We start from the raw sequence: 16726 nt of genomic DNA, 5'->3' as shown, positions 1-16726 counted from the left end.
TTTTTGTCGCAGCGTCAACTCGGGGTCGGAGAGGCCTCGGACCCGGCTAAAGCTTGTTCGATGGCGACTTTCCGGATCAAATAGTCGATCTGGATATGGATCGCGTACAGCACTAGTGCGGGCAGCACGATGAAGGGGATGTTCTCACCAAGGAACTTGAACCAGAGACCGAACGCGCCCTGTCCGATGTCCTTGAAGCCGGCACCGACCTCCGAAATGAAGTAGACGGCCGTACTGCTCATCAGCACCGCGATCCCGGCGAACGAAATCCAGAGCGCGCGAATTCGCCGTTCGATCGGCAGAGATTGCCGGATGAGGCGGGTCCACATGGTGATCACGACGATCCCGGTACTGACCCCGACAACCTCGAGACCGAAGGTCCATGGATTCCCGCTGGCGTAGCGCGTATCGGCGAGTCCGTATTGCCACCACAACCATTTGATCCCCGGGTCAGATGTGGGTGTCCACCACCCCAGCGGGTGGCCGATCAGGAAAACCAGTTCGTAGCAGATCTGGCTGAAGGCCGTGTAAGGCAGATAGAACAGCGTTAGTTCCGCGGCCCTTTCGACTCGCGTGCGGTTCTCGCCCGGGGCATCCCAGAGAAGTATGAGGGGGACCAAGATAGCCGGAATTCCGAACAGCAGGTTGGCCCTGACGTCTGAGGTGAAGGTGGGGTCGATCGCGCCGACTCCGACGCCGATTGTCATTCCCACAAACACCAGGCCCGTGAAGAGTGCAGTCGCCAAGTACATTCGCACGCGATGAGGTGCCCATGGACTGGCCAGATTCGGCTCGGGTGCAGCGACATTGGTCATACGGACACCTTTCCGAGAGGAGCCGAGCAGTCGCCGCAGATTCCCGGTCGGGTAGTGATCGGCACGGGTCCTACGCTGTCCTCATTGTTCATAGGTATGCAGTCGCTTTCGCGAATTTATCCTGACCGGGAAAATATCATGCGTTGACGATGTTCGGAATCGAAAGGCTTGATGTGCAGGGTGCAGCGGATGACGCGACGAAGCCCCGGCAGCGAGGGCGACCCCGGCAGATAACACGCGAGCGGATAGTGTCGACGGCCCGCACGCTGGCTCCAGAAGAGCTGACGATGCAAGCAGTCGCCGACATACTTGGCGTGGACCCCAAGGCTCTCAACTACCACGTCGGAGACCGCGAAGCTCTTCGTGAACTGGTGGCAGTGGACGCATTCGCCGTCGAACTGAGCCGAATGGAGATACCGACCGGCGGCGACTGGTGCGACGTCTTGCGCAGTTATGCCGCCGCACTTCGGGAGGCCACGGTCACCCTGGGCGTGCTGGCGACGTACTTCCGGTTGCCCGCAGGCAGCCTCGGAGCGCTCGAACCTGTCGAGTGTGTTCTTCAGTCATTGGTCGACGCGGGATTTTCGGTGGACGATGCAAGTCACGTCCTTCGTCTCGTCAGTGAGCTGGGCCATGCCGCGGGCCGCGAAGCGGTCTTCCTGTCCCAGAGCCGAGAGCACCCCTATGTTTCAGACGTGGCGATTGTGTTGAGTACCGCTGCGGCTGAAGACTTTCCAGTGCTCCGCCAAGTGGTGGCCGCCCGAGATTCTGACGGCGACGACGAACAGCATCTGGAATTCAGCTTGAATGCCATCATTTCGGGATTACAGGCGAAGTTGTCGTAGCGGCGCCACCTCAGCGCGCCAGCAGCCCCAGCATCCGCTGCGTCCGCTTCGACGCACCCCGGTATTGGCCCATAGATCAGATTTCTCGCTACGGCACTTAGTGCTTCGGTCCCCGCACCCGGTTCGTCGATGTCGCCCGGGTGCATGACTGAATAGCCGGGCGGCAACTGACGAGGAAGTACCTCGGCGATGCCGTTCGGCACCGGAGTCTGCTTGCGGCCGTCTTGTCCATCTCGCGATTCCGCGGTGAAATGCGCACGATTCAAACGAATTTCATTCAGCAACCCCGGTTCGGCTATCTCGGCCGCGTTCCAAGATGCGGTGGTTGGCCGGGCGGTCGTTTGGTCTTGCACGGTAGATCACTGCCTTGTAGCATCAGGATTGACCGACCGACCGGTCAATGAAACTTACGTGGTGTGCGACCGCGTTGAGGAGCGACCATGCAGAAACTACCTACGGCAGCGGGAATGGTGGCCTACCAGGAAACCGGTGACGGCCCACCGATCGTCCTGCTGCACGCCACGTTGCACGACCACCACGACTTCGATGCGATCGCAGGACCGCTGGCAGCCAACTATCGGGTGATCGCGGTCGACTGGCCCGGACACGGCGAATCGGACCCCAATCCGACAATCACCGCTCCCGCGCTCGCCGATGTCCTCGCCGAGATCGTCGAGACGTTGCACCTCGGGCCCGCGGTGTTCATCGGCAACTCGATCGGTGGGTTCGCTGCCGCCCGATTGGCTCTGGACCATCCCGACCGGGTCGCCGGTCTCATCTTGGTTCAGTCGGGCGGGTTCGTCCGGCGCTCCATCATCAGCCGCGTCTACTGCCGAGCGTTCGGATCCTCTTTGGTGGCAAGGCGATTGCTGCCCCACATCGTCCCCTACTACATGAAGCCGATGACCGCGAACGACGATGCGGTGGTCACGCAGGCGGTTCGGGCCGCAAAGACGCCGACCGGCCGAGCGATGTATTCGTCTCTGTGGCACAGCTTCACCGAACCCGCCTTTGATCTGACCGGGAGCGCCGCTGCAATCACCGCACCGACGCAGATCGTATGGGGGAAGCGCGATCCCATCATCCCGCTGCGCTTCGGAAACGTCGCACACCGGCTCATCCCGGGCTCGCAACTTGAAGTGTTCAACACTGGGCACGCGCCGTTCTCCTCGCAGCCCGACGAGTTCCTGCAGTTCGTTGAACCCTTTGTGCGGTCTGTCCACGCGGCGGTGGCCTGAATGACTGCTACCCGCACAGCGGTAGTGACGGGCGCTTCCAGCGGGATCGGGAAGGCAACTGCGCGCCGGCTGATCGCCGACGGGTGGGAGGTACTGCTGGTTGCGCGCCGGGCAGACCGGCTCGATCAACTATCCGGTGAACTCGACCAAACACCCTGGCTCGCCCTGGATCTCATCGACGATGACGCACCGGTTCGAGTCGCCGCCGAGGTCGACAAGCTCTGGCACGGGTATCTCGGTCTGCTCGTCAACAACGCCGGCATGGGCGGACCCGTGCGATTCGGTAATCCCGACGGCGGATGGCCCGCGGTACAGCGAACCATGAGCCTCAACTTCGACGCCACCGTCCGACTCACGGAGCGATTGTTGCCCGCCTTGCGGCGAGGTGCTCCAGCCACGGTGGTGAACATGTCTTCGATCGCCGGACGCATCGCGACACCGGGTCGCAGCGCCTACAGCGCCTCGAAGTTCGCGCTGATCGGTTGGAGTGACGCGCTGCGCGCCGAGGAACGCGACACCCGCGTACACGTAGGCTGCGTCCTGCCTGGATTCATCGACACCGAGGGCATTCCCCAGAGTGAGCTGCTGGCCCGCTCGTCCACCCGCTGGCTGGTCAGTAAACCCGACCGGGTCGCTCGAGCCGTCACCGATCTGGTGGAACGCCGCAAAGCCAACCTCGCGGTTCCGCGGCCCTGGTCGGCGCTGGTCACCGCCAATGCACTCGCCCCCGGCGCCGTCGCAGCGCTCACCCGCCGGCTGAGCGCCTGACGAATTCCACACTGTCGTAAGACTTTTTCTACTGCCGGCCGGCATGTGAGCCGCATTCGTTCTAGAACGCCGACCAGCATCGCCTGTTCGTAAACCTGGCCATCAAGTCGGGCGGATCCGCCCTGAATGGAGAATCACCGTGTCCGAGTTCAGTTCTGCAGTTCGTGCCTTCCGGCGACGTCTCGTTCTTGTCGTGGCAAGCGCAGTTCTCGCGCCGGCCATTGTTTTTGGTACGGCTCCCGTTCCCGCGCAGGCCTTTTCACGTCCTGGCTTGCCGGTCGAGTATCTCGACGTGCCCTCTGCATCGATGGGTCGCGTCATCCGCATCCAGTTCCAATACGGCGGGCCGCACGCGATCTACCTCCTCGACGGACAGCGCGCACAAGACGACTTCAATGGTTGGGATATCAACACCTCGGCGTTCGAGTGGTACAACAACTCCGGCCTGTCGGTGATCATGCCCGTCGGCGGACAATCGAGCTTCTACACAGACTGGTACAAGCCGGCCAAAGGCAAAGAGGGCACGTTCACCTATCGGTGGGAAACATTCCTCACCCAAGAACTGCCCGCTTGGCTGGAGGCCAACAGAGGCGTCTCACGCACCGGCCACGCCGCAGTCGGCCTGTCCATGGCCGGCTCGTCCTCTCTGAACCTGGCGATCTGGCACCCGGATCAATTCGTCTATGCCGCAGCGCTATCCGGAGCGCTGAACCCATCGGAAGGGTGGTGGCCCACTCTGATCGGCCTGGCCATGGGCGACGCCGGCGGGTTCAGTCCGGACGACATGTGGGGCCCGTCCAGCGACCCCGCGTGGCAGCGCAACGACCCCACCGTCAACATCGCCAAACTTGTCGCCAACAACACCCGCATCTGGATCTACGCCGGGACTGGCGTGCCCTCGGATTTCGATACAGGCACCGGTGCCGGCAACCTGGCCGCGGCCGAATTCCTCGAAAAATTCCTGGCCCGAACCAGCAGAACCTTCCAAGACAAATACCTTGCCGCCGGTGGCAAGAACGGTGTCTTCAACTTCCCAGCCGATGGCACCCACAGCTGGAACTACTGGGGGCAACAACTTCAGTTGATGAAACCCGACCTGCAGCGCTGCCTAAACGCTTCGACGTAGCAGGTCGCGTGTCGCCCGCTCGGGCGAGCGACTCGTTGCCCACACATCTAGGAGTCACAATGACATCACCAACAGCTGACATCGGTCCGCAGGGGCCACGCGTTGATAGTCCCGAGCACTGGGTCGAACTGTTCACGGCAGCCTTCGGCGCCGGCCAGTACGACAGTGTTGCCGGTTTGGCCGAGTACACCCACCCCGAGTACCGGGGCGTGCAACCACGAACCCCCGATGCCGTCGGTCCTGCCAGTCTGCTCGACTTCTTCGCGCGGGTGTACGCACTAGTCCCGGACCTGCGCGGGGAAGTCCTGCACGCCAAAGTCTTCGATGGCGGGGTGTACGTCGAGGTGCGCCTGAGCGGCTGCCTGTGTGGGCGGCCAGTGACCTGGGATGCCTGCGACAGGTTCTGGTTGCAGGACGGCCTGGTCATAGGCCGGGTGTCTTACTTGGACCCGACGGTCTTGCTGTCGAAGGTCGCCGGACACCCGCGTGCTTGGCGACGCTGGTGGCACTCCGGGCTTGGACCCCCGTCTCGGCCCTCGCCAAGCACCTCGACCCGCGAGACCGTGGTCTTATTGACTGAGGAGGGGGACGTCAGGATGAAGCAGCATGGCATCTGCGTATCCGGTGGACGTCGCGCTGCGCCGGATACTCGATGAGCACCTGGCGCTGCGGGTAGATTTGCCCGTGTAGCTGTTTTCTTCGCCGCGGTCGTCTTGGCCCGGCCATCCCGTTGAGATTCAGACCGTTTGGTAATCAACCCGGCGTGTCGAGGATCGTCGACCTAAAGCGGAAGGTCGCCCGTTCGGCACGTCCACATTTGTGTCCGCCACCGTGACCCGCGCAGGCTTGGTGCCGTAAAGGCGTGGATCATCGTCATCACGGCTTGCGCCAACGCCATGCCGTGAACGCGATGCCGATGCCGACCAGGGCGATGATCGGACCGAGCACCGACCACGTCGTGGTGTTGGTCATTGGGCTTCCATGGACAGCGCCCAAGCCCTGTAGTGCAAACAGCAGTCCGAACAGTGTCACCACAACCCCGAGCGCCACGATGGCGATGCGCATGGAAGCGAGACTAGCCTCGATCACCAACAACCGCGTATCGGCAGGCGGCACGACCGTCGAAAATGACCCGAAGTCGGCCATGTCCGGGCGCACGCTGCCGCTGCCTGATCGTTTGGTCTCGGTGCTGCGGGCGGCGAGAAAGCGGCAGTTGGTCGAGCGACTCGCTGAAGGCTGCTGGTGACACTTTCGAGCGGGTGGTGACAACCAGGCGGATTTTCGAAGGGCTCGAACAGCGTTTCCGCTGGTAAATATGGAGCCGATGACGGGAATCGAACCCGCGTATTCAGCTTGGGAAGCTGATGTTCTGCCATTGAACTACATCGGCGTGTGTGGCTAGGAAGATTAGCATCCGTAGCCTATACGCTCGTCGGGTGCTCCTCTCCGACCGCGACATCCGGGCCTCAATCGCCGCCGGCCGCCTCGGCATCGACCCGTTCGACGACTCCCTGGTCCAGCCCTCCAGCGTCGACGTCCGGCTGGACAGCCTCTTCCGGGTTTTCAACAACACCCGCTACACGCATATCGACCCGGCCAAACAACAGGACGAGCTGACGTCGCTGGTCGAACCAGCCGAAGGCGAACCGTTCGTCCTGCACCCCGGCGAGTTCGTGCTGGGCTCGACGCTCGAAACCTGCACGCTGCCAGACGATTTGGCGGGCCGGCTGGAAGGTAAGTCGTCACTTGGGCGCCTCGGCCTGCTGACGCACTCCACCGCGGGGTTCATAGACCCAGGCTTTTCGGGGCACATCACGCTGGAGCTGTCGAACGTCGCGAACCTGCCGATCACGCTGTGGCCGGGGATGAAGATCGGCCAGCTGTGTCTACTGCGGCTGACCAGCCCCGCCGAACACCCGTACGGCAGCAGCAAGGTCGGCTCCAAGTACCAGGGCCAGCGCGGGCCGACGCCGTCGCGGTCCTACCTCAACTTCACCAAGCCTTGACTTAGCCCTGACGGGGTCGATCTACGGGTGTGCCGCCGGACCCAGGACCGCGCACGCCACACGGCCGCCGGCATCGCCGGTAGCCATCGTCTCGGCATCCGGACCCGGCACGCCGTTGTGGGTGTACCGCTGCGGGATGTTGGCGAAATTGTCCGGGCCCTGGTGGATGATCAGCGCGCTTCCCTTCGGACCCTTCAGGTCCGCCGCGGCGAACGCGTCGGTGGTGGCGACCACCTTCCCGGTGCCGTCCCTGCGGATATTCAGGGGTGTCAGATCGCCGCTGGCCGGGTGTCCGGTGTGCCCAGGGACTTGCAAGTGGCCGCCGGCAGAGGCGAAGTCTGCGGGTGGTCCACCGGTCGGAGCCATGGACTGGGGCTCGCACCTACCCACCGAGTGGATGTGCATGCCGTGGCTGCCGGGGGACAGGATCCCGCTGCCGATGGTCTCCACGGTGACTGTCGCGTACCCGTTGGCGAAGTCGATGGTGGCGTTGGCTACGGGCTTGCCGTCGGCCCCTTTCAACTCGACTTTCATGGCCTGTGCACCAGCCGGGGGCGAGCTGGTCGGCGATGCGGTCGTCCGCTGCGTGGCGCTCTGATTGGAATTGCAGCCTGCCAAAGCAGCGATGGGTGCTGCCAGCAGCGCGGCGGCTGCGATTGTGCGGGTCAACATCAAATCCGGATACCCCGAACGGCGATGATTTATGCGCGACTGTAAGAACATCGGCGCGGAGTTGAGCCTGCCAAATTGGCGCCGGTTACCCGCACATCTGCGCCATAGCCGCAGGGTCAACACAAATTACGCTAACGCCAAGCAAACAGTCAGTCCTGCGTAACACGTCCGAAACACCTTCGCCGCGCGACCGAAACGCGGTCCCGACATCCTCGTCGGGATCGTTAAAGGAGTTTGCACGTGCAAGGCATCGATCCCGCCGCTACCGCCTGGCTGCTCGCCAGCACCGCCCTGGTCCTGCTGATGACCCCGGGGCTCGCCATCTTCTACGGCGGCATGGTCCGCACCACCGGCGTACTGAACATGATCATGATGAGCTTCATCTCGATCCCGTTGGTCACGGTCGCGTGGCTGCTGCTCGGGTACACCCTGTCGTTCTCGGGCGGCGGGGGCTTCATCGGCAGCCTCGAGCACTTCGGCCTGGCGGGCCTCGGCCCGCGCACCAACCACGGCACCGTGCCCGAGCTGCTGTTCGTCACCTTCGAGCTGACCTTCGCCATCATCACCGCCGCCCTGATCAGCGGCGCCATCGCCGACCGGGCCAAGTTCTCGGCCTGGATGGTCTTCGTCCCGATCTGGGCCATCGTGGTCTACAGCGTCATCGCGCACTGGGTGTGGAGCCCCAGTGGCTGGCTGGCCAAATTCGGTGCGCTGGACTACGCGGGCGGTCTGGTGGTCGAAATCGCTTCGGGCGCCTCGGCGCTGGCGCTGGCAATAGTGCTGGGACCACGGATCGGGTTCAAACAAGACGCGATGCGCCCGCACAACCTGCCGTTCGTGTTGCTCGGTGTGGGTCTGTTGTGGTTCGGCTGGTTCGGTTTCAACGCCGGCTCGGCGTTCGCCGCCGACGGCACAGCCGCGGCGATCTTCCTGAACACTCTGGTCGCAGGGTGCCTGGGCATGCTGGGCTGGCTCTCGGTCGAGCAAATCCGAGACGGCAAGCCCACCACCTTCGGTGCCGCCTCGGGCGTGGTGGCGGGCCTGGTCGCGATCACCCCGTCCTGCGGCACCGTCAACGCCCTCGGTGCGCTGCTCGTCGGCCTGTCCGCCGGTCTGGTCTGTTCGTTTGCCGTAGGCCTGAAATTCAAGCTCAACTACGACGACTCACTCGACGTGGTCGGCGTCCACTTCGTCGGCGGCGTGGTCGGTGTGCTGCTGATCGGCCTGCTGGCCACCGACGTCATGACGGGTGGCGCTCGCGGCCTGTTCTACGGCGGCGGCTTCGCCCAGCTGGGCAAGCAATTACTGGCCGTGGTCGTCGTTGCGCTCTATGCGTTCAGCGCGACGTTTGTGCTGGGCAAGGCCATTGACAAGGTCATGGGCTTCCGGGTCAGCGCTGAAGACGAGACCGCGGGCGTCGATTTCACCCAGCACGCTGAGACCGCCTACGCCGAGGGCGTGCACGGCCATCTGGGTACCCGGCGCCCGTCCAGCTCACTGACCGAGCTGCTGAACCGGCCGCGTCCCCTCGACGACGAAAGCGTCTGAATCTAGGTGTTTGGTCCAGAGCTGAGCCGGGTAGGGTGGGTTTACCGGCGTGACGGTTACCGTGCCGCCGCGGCCAGAACTTCGTCAGGCTCGGCGCTGTAACAAGACAGCTCGTCGAGGCGATGAAGCTTCTAGTTGTGGGCTTGTTCGGCAAGGGTTCCCGATCCCGGCCTAGATAGCGTAGCAAACACTATTGGAGGGCTAGTGGACATCGTTCTTGGTGTGTCTATGACGCCGAATACAGTGCGCATGGCACTGGTTGAAGGTGATAAGGCCGACGGTGCGATCGTCGACCACGATATTTTTGAAACCTCTTCGGATCCGGCTGCAGCAACACCGGTGGATCAGGTAGTCGGCGCGATTTTGGGTACTCGGGAAAGCGCCGAGGAAGGCGGGCACAAACTCGCCTCGATCGGCGTCGCCTGGAGCGACCACGACGAGGCTGCACAACTGCGCGACGCGCTGGATGCCGCAGGCGTCAAGGACGTCATGATGGTCTCCGAGCTGCACGCTGCCAGTGCGCTGGCGCAGGCCGCGGGCCAGTCTGTCGGCTACAACAGCACCGGATTGCTGTTCGTCGACCGCGACACCGCCACGGCCTCGGTGGTCGAAGCGGACGGTGCAATTTCCAAGGTGCTGAGTCGGAGTCTGCACAGCGCCGATGCCATGGCGGTTTTCAGCGAGATGGCTTCAGCGATCGCCCAGCGGGAGACGCCGCCGGGCGGCATGTTCGTCGTCGGTTCCGGTGTCGACGTGACGGCCGTGCAGGAGCACCTCGCCCACCTTGTCGACATTCCGGTGAGCGCACCCGACGATGCCGAGCTGGCTTTGGCTCGAGGAGCCGCGCTGGCTTCGGCGAGCGCCCCGATCTTCGACGCGGCCACTGCAGGGCTGGCGTACTCGATGGCACCCGCCGGCGCCGCCGCTGCATTCGGCGCCGCCGCCTACGGCTCCGCTGATGGTCCACTGGCTGATCCGATGCTGACCGCCGACGAGTTCGGCTTCGATGAACTCGGCGACGCCCCGGTGGGCACCGATCAGGACCGCAAACCCTTCCTGCTGGTCGGTAGCGCGCTGACGTCGATCTTCGTCGTGGGTGTTGTGGCCCTTGCCATTTCGCTTGCGGTGAGCATCCGCCCGACGGTCGACGAACGACCCGCACCAGCTCAGGCCGCCATCGTGCCCAGTGCGCCACTGGCTGCGCCCGCTCCACCGCCAGCAGCGGTTGTCCCGGCACCTGCGCCGGCGGCACCGCCGCCGGCCGCGGTCGAAACCCTCAACGCTCCGCCGCCTGCGGCGCACGAAGCGCCGGCACCCGAGGTTGCGCCGCACACCGTGTACGTGGCACCGCCGGAAGCGAAAGCGCCGGCTCCCGAAGCGCCGCCGCCCGCACCCGCACCTGAAGCGCCTGCCCCGGTTCAGGCACCCGTTCCGGTGTCCATGCCAGGGCCTGTGGCTCCGGCGCCGGTCGCGCCGGTGTTGGCGCCCCCACTGGTCCTCCCACCGGGGCTGACCGCGGTGCCTCCGCCTTCGCAGCGCTATGGGCCGGGCTGGAGCCAAGGGCCGCCGCAGTCTGCTTGGCAGCAGGGCGATTCGGATGAGGGCTACCCCGGCAACCGCTACCCCGGTCGTTATGGCGATGGCTACCAAGGCAACAACGGTTATCCGAACGGGCGCTACCCCGGCGGCCAGTACCCCGGTGGTGGATACCCAGGTAACCCGTACCCGGGTGGACATGGGCCCAAGGCTTGCTTCCTGATCTTCTGCAAGGGCGACTGAACTCGCCCAGTTCGCAGCGGTAGGCCGACAACCTTGTCACCTTCCGTTGGCTTGCCGCTAAGTGTCATGTAGCACCGTGCTCATCGCGGCCGCTTAGCAAGGACATATGCGATGCACCGTGTTCGGGACCGGCTACCTGGGAGCAACCCACGCCGCAGGTATGGCCGAGCTGGGCCATGACGTCGTCGGTGTCGACATCGACCCCGGCAAGATCGCCAAACTGGCCGGCGGTGACATCCCGTTCTACGAGCCCGGGCTGCGAAAGATGCTGCGCGACAACATCGAGGGCGGGCGGCTGCGCTTCACCACCGACTATGACGAGGCCGCCGAATTCGGCGATATCCACTTTCTCGGTGTGGGTACCCCGCAAAAGAAGGGCGAATACGGCGCCGATCTACGGCACGTGCACTCGGTTATCGACACCCTGGTGCCGCGGCTGCGCCGGTCCGCGGTGATCATCGGCAAGTCCACCGTTCCGGTCGGCACTGCAGCAGAACTCGGTGTTCGGGCCCGCGAACTGGCGCCCGAGGGTATAGACGTCGAAGTTGCCTGGAACCCGGAGTTCCTGCGGGAAGGCTTTGCGGTGCAGGACACCTTGCACCCGGACCGCATTGTGCTTGGCGTGCAAAAAGGTTCACAGCGCGCCGAGTCTGCGCTGCGCGAGCTGTACGCTCCGTTGCTGGACGAGGGCGTGCCGTTCCTGCTGACCGACCTGCAGACCGCCGAGCTGGTCAAGGTATCCGCGAATGCTTTTCTGGCAACCAAGATTTCGTTCATCAATGCCATCTCCGAAGTGTGTGAGGCAGTCGACGCCGACGTAACTCTGCTGGCCGATGCGCTTGGCTACGACTCCCGGATCGGACGACGCTTCCTCAACGCGGGCTTGGGTTTTGGTGGAGGCTGCCTGCCCAAGGACATCCGGGCGTTCATGGCGCGGGCGGGGGAGTTGGGTGCCAACCCGGCGCTGACCTTCCTGCGTGAGGTGGACAGCATCAACATGCGCCGTCGTACCCGCATGGTGGAACTGACCACCAAGGCCTGCGGCGGTTCGCTCTTGGGCGTCAACATCGCGGTGCTCGGTGCGGCCTTCAAACCCGAATCCGATGATGTGCGGGACTCTCCGGCCTTGAACGTCGCAGGCATGCTGCAGCTCAACGGCGCCACGGTCAACGTCTATGACCCGAAGGCCATGGAAAACTCGCAGCGCGTCTTTCCGACGCTGAACTACTCCACATCGGCACTTGAGGCCTGTGATCGTGCCGACGCGGTGCTGGTGCTCACCGAGTGGCAGGAATTCCTGGACCTGGACCCCGAGCAGCTAACAGCCACTGTGCGTGCGAAAGTGGTTGTAGACGGTCGCAATTGCCTCGACGTGCAGCGTTGGCAGACGGCTGGCTGGCGGGTGCACGCGCTGGGCCGCAACCTCAACGCCGCCTGATTTCCTACCGGAGTAGGTAGCCACCCCCCTTGCCGGGCTCCTAAGCTCGGGCCCATGAAGGCCCGGATGCGACGACGGCTCAATTGGTTCGCGCTGCACGCTGTCATCCGCGGGCTATCGCGTTATTCCGCGCGACGCGGGGATCTGCAGGGCCGGTTGATGTCCGACCCTGCGGTCCGCGCCGACCTGGCAGCCTTCGCCGACGAAGTGCGCAGTCGTGGTCGCTTGGTGCGCGGTCGCGTCGCCTGGCTGACCGCCGATCACGCCTTGATTCACCAGTTGCTGCGCTCGGATGACTTCACCGTCACCCAGATCGGCGGTGCGCTGACTCCGCCGCTGGCCTGGCTACAAGGCAAGACCGCGGTGCCGGGCAGGCTGCACCCGCTGCTGCCGCCATCGCTGCTGTCCGTCGACCCGCCCGACCACACGCGGTACCGCAAGGCCGTCTCCTCGGTCTTCACCACCCGTGCGGTCGCGGCGCTGCGAGATCGGGTGCAGTTGACCGCCACTGAGCTGATCGACGGCCTGCAGGCGGACAAGGGCTCGGTTGACGTTCCGATCGACATCGTGAAGCGCTATTGCTCGCTGCTGCCGGTCACCGTCATCGGCGGCATGCTGGGGGTGCCCGACGACGAACGCTCGCACATCCTGGAATTCGGTGAGCTGGTCGCGCCCAGCCTGGACATCGGGTTGTCCTGGGAGCAGTACCTGCGGGTGGAAAGCGGTCTGAACGGCTTCAACGACTGGCTGTCCGATCACCTGCGGCAGCTGCGCGCCAACCCCGGTGACGACTTGATGAGCCAGCTGATCGTCAGTGGCGAAGGCGATGAGCGGCTCAACGACGAGGAACTGCGGGCCACCGCGGGGCTGGTGCTGGTCGCCGGGTTCGAGACCACAGTGAACCTGTTGGGCAGTGGCATCCGGATGCTGCTGGCGCACCCCGATCAGTTGGCCATCCTGTTCGACCGGCCCGAGTTGTGGCCCAACGCGGTCGAAGAGATCCTGCGGCTGGAATCGCCAGTGCAACTGACCGGTCGGATCGCTCGGTTCGACCTCGAGCTGGCTGGACGCCCGGTGCGCGCAGGCGAGCCGGTGATCGCGTACCTGGCCGGCGCCAATCGTGACCCCGCGGTGTTCCCCGATCCACACCGCTTTGACGTCACCCGGGCCAATGCTGGCAAGCACCTGTCGTTTTCGGGCGGTCGGCACTTCTGTCTCGGAGCGGCGCTGGCCCGAGCAGAGGGCGAGGTGGGCCTTCGGACGTTCTTCGAACGGTATCCGCAGGCCCGATTGGCCGGTGCCGGAACGCGACGCGACACCCGCGTACTTCGGGGCTGGGCAGCATTGCCGATCGCACTCGGCCAAGCCCGCACAGCGGTACGTTCATAGGGTGGACTTTCGTACCGCACTGATCAGCGAAACCGCGGCCTTCGGCGAGCTCATCCGGAACGCCGATCCGTCTACTGAGGTTCCGACCTGTCCGGGCTGGACCTTCAAACAATTGTTCCGCCATGTGGGGCGGGGTACCCGGTGGTCCGCGCAGATCATCGCCTACCGACAGCAGGAGCCGCTGGACCCGCGTGACGTGCGCGACGGGAAGCCGCCGGAGGATCCGGACGCCGCCATCGACTGGCTCAATGCTGGGGCACAGGCCGTCATCGACGCCGTCGACAGGGTCGGATCAGATGCGCGGGTGTGGACATTCCTCGGAACAAAACCGGCGGGCTGGTGGATTCGCCGCCGGGTGCACGAGGTGATCGTGCACCGCGCCGACGCGGCACTGGCGCTCGGGATTCCGTTCGAGCTCGACCCCGAGCTCGCCGCAGACGGGGTGACCGAGACCATCGAGCGCGTCATCCTGACTTCTTCGCGCCAGGATCCGCCGCTGGTGCCGGGCGCGTCCTTGCACCTGCACGCCGCCGAAGCCGAACTCGGGCCGACCGGCGAGTGGATGCTGGTCAACGACGAGGACGGGCTGGGTTGGTCGCATACGCACGGCAAGGGCGACGCCGCGGTGCGAGGACCGGTGACGGGTCTGCTGCTGGCTCTCAACCGGCGGTTGTCCACCGCCGCAGCGGGACTGGACGTCATCGGTGACGAGTCGGTGTGGCATCGCTGGCTGGACCATTCCGCGTTCTGACGTCGGCGGCGCTGATCAAGTACCTTGAACGCCATGCGGGGAATCATCCTGGCCGGCGGCTCAGGAACCAGGCTCAACCCGATCACGCTGGGCACCAGCAAGCAGCTGTTGCCGGTGTACGACAAGCCGATGATCTACTACCCGCTGACCACGTTGATCATGGCCGGCATCCGCGACATTCAGCTGATCACCACCCCACATGACGCGCCGAGCTTTCACAGATTGCTTGGTGACGGAACCAATTTGGGTATCAATATCAGTTACGCCGTCCAGACGCAGCCGAACGGACTGGCACAGGCATTCGTCATCGGCGCCGACCACATCGGGTCGGGCTCAGTGGCATTGGTGTTGGGCGACAACATCTTCTACGGCCCTGGTTTGGGTACCAGCCTGCAGCGCTTCCAAAGCGTCACGGGCGGAGCGGTTTTCGCCTACCAGGTGGCCAACCCGTCGGATTACGGGGTGATCGAGTTCGCCGCGGACGGTAGGGCCCTGTCGCTCGAGGAGAAGCCGGCGGAGCCGAAATCGCGCTACGCCGTACCCGGTCTGTACTTCTACGACAACGATGTGATCGAGATTGCCCGATCGTTGAAGCCCTCTGCGCGTGGAGAATACGAGATCACCGAGGTCAACCAGACCTATCTGGAGCAGGGGCGACTCAGTGTCCAGATGCTGGAGCGTGGCACCGCTTGGCTGGACACAGGCACCTTCGACTCGCTCTTGGACGCAAGCGATTTCGTACGCACCATCGAGCGCAGGCAGGGTCTGAAGATCGGGGTGCCTGAAGAGGTGGCTTGGCGGGTCGGCCTCATCGACGACGAGCAATTGGCCGACCGCGGCCATGCGCTGCTCAAGTCCGGCTACGGCGCGTATCTGCTTGGGCTGCTGGAGAATCGGTAGCCGGGACCGGGGAAGCGGCGGGGGTCGCCAGCACCGCGGCGATCGCGGTGGTCAGCGGAACCGACAACGCCAGGGCAATACCGCCGACCGCTGATCGAGCGATTTCGATGGCCACGTTCTCACTGGTCAGTACGTCGCCCAGGGACCGGTTGGCGACGCTGAACAGCAACAGCAGCGGCAGTGCGCTACCGGCGTACGCCAGCACCAGGGTGTAGACGGTGCTGGCGATGTGGTCACGCCCGACCCGCATGGCACCGGTGAAGATGGCCCGCCGCGAGGCGCCGTGTTCGGCCAGTTCGAAAGCCGTCGACGCTTGGGTGACGGTCACGTCGTTGAGCACGCCGAGCGAGCCGATGATGAACCCGGCCAGCAGTAGTCCGGTGATCGACACCGACCCCATGTAGGCCGCGATGTCGTTGTTCTGGTCCTCGGACAGACCGGTGAGGTGAGCTAATTCGATTGCGCCACAGGACAGGAACGCGGCGAGCAGCAGCGAGCTGAGGGTGCCGAGCAGCGCCGCGCTGGTGCGCAGACTGACCCCGTGCGCCAGGTAGATCACGGCATACAGAATTGCCGACGACGCCACCAGCGAGACGGGGATCGCGGCACCGCCGTCGCGCAGAGCGGGCAGCAGGAACACCGTCAGCACCACGAACGCCACGGCGATGCCGACCAGCGCCCGCAGCCCACGCCAGCGGGCCACCGCGACGACGACGACGGCGAAAATCGCTGCCAAGGTGATCAGCGGCCAGGTGCGCTCGAAGTCGAAGAAGGCGTACGTGGTGGTGCCGGAATTGTCGACCTGCCGCGTGATCCTGATGTGATCGCCGACGGCCAGGTGCGGCTGGCCAGGGCCAGTGCTGAATTCCAGGAGCGTGTTGGCGCCGGCGTTCGGTCCGGAGTCGATGCCGATCAGCGAATGTACGCAGCTGCCGGCACCGGGTGGGGCCTCGACCGGTGCCGACGTCAGTACCGCGCCTACTGACGGTCCGCCGCAGTTGGCCATCTCGGTCGAGACGACATGCCCGGCCTCAGTGGTGACCGCGCCGCCGTTGGCATTCTGGAACGGCAGTGGAATATCGACGGCCTTGCCGTGCGGCCAGAGAAGCACCGCGCCGATCAGTGTGGCCAGACCTATGACCGCGAGTGCGCCGACGACGATCTTCGCCGCGATTGGGCCCAGCGGTGCGGGGCCGGTGCTATGGGAGTGCGAGTGCGAGTGCGCCACGGCGAATCAGCGTAGGGGGTCAGCCTGTGGGTCTGTTCGGGCTGTGGCGGTGTCTCGCTGTGGGGCCGGCGCGGTGCATCGTCCTGACGTGTCACAGCGGCCACTTCGGCACCTGAACGTAAACGAACGTCGTTGTGCCCGCGTCTATGCGACAAATCCACGTACAGGCCAGGCGCACCGAAGTTGATGCAAAGAGGCGGGCAAAACCATGTGCCGTGGTTGC

At 64.6% G+C, this 16726-nt stretch carries 17 protein-coding genes and 1 tRNA gene; 13 read left to right on the top strand and 5 right to left on the bottom strand.

What is annotated here, in order from left to right:
- Window positions 1–14 precede the first annotated feature (14 nt).
- Window positions 15–815 carry an emopamil-binding protein gene (locus M2432_RS04420; RefSeq protein WP_280825538.1) on the bottom strand — a complete coding sequence of 267 codons (801 nt, stop codon included), beginning with the start codon at window positions 813–815 and terminating at the stop codon, window positions 15–17.
- A 287-nt stretch (window positions 816–1102) separates the two neighbouring features.
- Here M2432_RS04420 and M2432_RS04415 point away from each other — a divergent pair, with 287 nt between their 5' ends.
- The 5 genes from M2432_RS04415 to M2432_RS04395 all read left to right on the top strand — a co-directional run bounded on the left by M2432_RS04415 (window position 1103) and on the right by M2432_RS04395 (window position 5448).
- Window positions 1103–1660 carry a TetR/AcrR family transcriptional regulator C-terminal domain-containing protein gene (locus M2432_RS04415; protein ID WP_280825537.1) on the top strand — a complete coding sequence of 186 codons (558 nt, stop codon included), beginning with the start codon at window positions 1103–1105 and terminating at the stop codon, window positions 1658–1660.
- Between the two features lie 440 nt (window positions 1661–2100).
- Entirely contained in the window at window positions 2101–2898 is a 798-nt protein-coding gene (locus tag M2432_RS04410) for an alpha/beta hydrolase (RefSeq protein ID WP_280825536.1), read from the top strand.
- Window positions 2899–3666 carry an SDR family NAD(P)-dependent oxidoreductase gene (locus tag M2432_RS04405; RefSeq protein ID WP_280825535.1) on the top strand — a complete coding sequence of 256 codons (768 nt, stop codon included), beginning with the start codon at window positions 2899–2901 and terminating at the stop codon, window positions 3664–3666.
- Window positions 3667–3859: 193 nt separating this feature from the next.
- The gene (locus M2432_RS04400) at window positions 3860–4792 is read left to right on the top strand and encodes an alpha/beta hydrolase family protein (protein WP_280825534.1); all 933 of its coding nucleotides are present in this window, start codon (window positions 3860–3862) and stop codon (window positions 4790–4792) included.
- 59 nt (window positions 4793–4851) lie between these two features.
- Window positions 4852–5448: a nuclear transport factor 2 family protein gene (locus M2432_RS04395; RefSeq protein ID WP_280825533.1), complete on the top strand. Its 597-nt coding sequence runs from the start codon at window positions 4852–4854 to the stop codon at window positions 5446–5448.
- 220 nt (window positions 5449–5668) lie between these two features.
- On the opposite strand, the gene M2432_RS04390 is transcribed toward M2432_RS04395, so the two are convergent.
- Entirely contained in the window at window positions 5669–5857 is a 189-nt protein-coding gene (locus tag M2432_RS04390; RefSeq protein WP_280825532.1) for a hypothetical protein, read from the bottom strand.
- On the opposite strand from M2432_RS04390, the gene M2432_RS04385 reads away from it, so the two are divergent.
- Window positions 5856–6038: a hypothetical protein gene (locus tag M2432_RS04385; RefSeq protein ID WP_280825531.1), complete on the top strand. Its 183-nt coding sequence runs from the start codon at window positions 5856–5858 to the stop codon at window positions 6036–6038. The genes M2432_RS04390 and M2432_RS04385 overlap by 2 nt on opposite strands.
- Before the next feature lie 70 nt (window positions 6039–6108).
- Here M2432_RS04385 and M2432_RS04380 read toward each other — a convergent pair.
- Window positions 6109–6182, bottom strand: a tRNA-Gly gene (locus tag M2432_RS04380).
- Between the two features lie 46 nt (window positions 6183–6228).
- On the opposite strand from M2432_RS04380, the gene dcd reads away from it, so the two are divergent.
- A complete protein-coding gene (dcd, locus tag M2432_RS04375) occupies window positions 6229–6798 on the top strand; it encodes a dCTP deaminase (RefSeq protein ID WP_280825530.1) in 570 nt (189 codons plus the stop codon).
- A 21-nt stretch (window positions 6799–6819) separates the two neighbouring features.
- Here the strand turns inward: dcd and M2432_RS04370 are convergent, their stop codons facing one another.
- Window positions 6820–7470, bottom strand: coding sequence for a superoxide dismutase family protein (locus M2432_RS04370; RefSeq protein WP_280825529.1), 651 nt, complete (start codon window positions 7468–7470; stop codon window positions 6820–6822).
- Window positions 7471–7710: 240 nt separating this feature from the next.
- On the opposite strand from M2432_RS04370, the gene M2432_RS04365 reads away from it, so the two are divergent.
- From M2432_RS04365 to rfbA, 6 genes are all read left to right on the top strand, one after another.
- Window positions 7711–9018 carry an ammonium transporter gene (locus M2432_RS04365; protein ID WP_280825528.1) on the top strand — a complete coding sequence of 436 codons (1308 nt, stop codon included), beginning with the start codon at window positions 7711–7713 and terminating at the stop codon, window positions 9016–9018.
- 228 nt (window positions 9019–9246) lie between these two features.
- A complete protein-coding gene (locus tag M2432_RS04360) occupies window positions 9247–10797 on the top strand; it encodes a hypothetical protein (protein ID WP_280825527.1) in 1551 nt (516 codons plus the stop codon).
- A gap of 106 nt (window positions 10798–10903) precedes the next feature.
- Window positions 10904–12235, top strand: coding sequence for a UDP-glucose/GDP-mannose dehydrogenase family protein (locus tag M2432_RS04355; RefSeq protein ID WP_280825526.1), 1332 nt, complete (start codon window positions 10904–10906; stop codon window positions 12233–12235).
- 54 nt (window positions 12236–12289) lie between these two features.
- Window positions 12290–13624 (top strand): cytochrome P450, encoded by a 1335-nt coding sequence (locus M2432_RS04350; protein ID WP_280825525.1) that lies wholly within the window; start codon window positions 12290–12292, stop codon window positions 13622–13624.
- A 1-nt stretch (window position 13625) separates the two neighbouring features.
- Window positions 13626–14375 carry a maleylpyruvate isomerase family mycothiol-dependent enzyme gene (locus M2432_RS04345; RefSeq protein WP_280825524.1) on the top strand — a complete coding sequence of 250 codons (750 nt, stop codon included), beginning with the start codon at window positions 13626–13628 and terminating at the stop codon, window positions 14373–14375.
- Window positions 14376–14408: 33 nt separating this feature from the next.
- The gene (gene rfbA, locus M2432_RS04340; RefSeq protein ID WP_280825523.1) at window positions 14409–15275 is read left to right on the top strand and encodes a glucose-1-phosphate thymidylyltransferase RfbA; all 867 of its coding nucleotides are present in this window, start codon (window positions 14409–14411) and stop codon (window positions 15273–15275) included.
- On the opposite strand, the gene M2432_RS04335 is transcribed toward rfbA, so the two are convergent.
- Window positions 15226–16503 carry a YibE/F family protein gene (locus tag M2432_RS04335; protein WP_280825522.1) on the bottom strand — a complete coding sequence of 426 codons (1278 nt, stop codon included), beginning with the start codon at window positions 16501–16503 and terminating at the stop codon, window positions 15226–15228. The genes rfbA and M2432_RS04335 overlap by 50 nt on opposite strands.
- Window positions 16504–16726: the final 223 nt, after the last annotated feature.

Source organism: Mycobacterium sp. OTB74 (assembly GCF_029892685.1).
GTDB lineage: Bacteria > Actinomycetota > Actinomycetes > Mycobacteriales > Mycobacteriaceae > Mycobacterium.
Note: the sequence above shows the minus strand (reverse complement) of the source record. Positions and strands in the feature narration are given on the sequence as shown.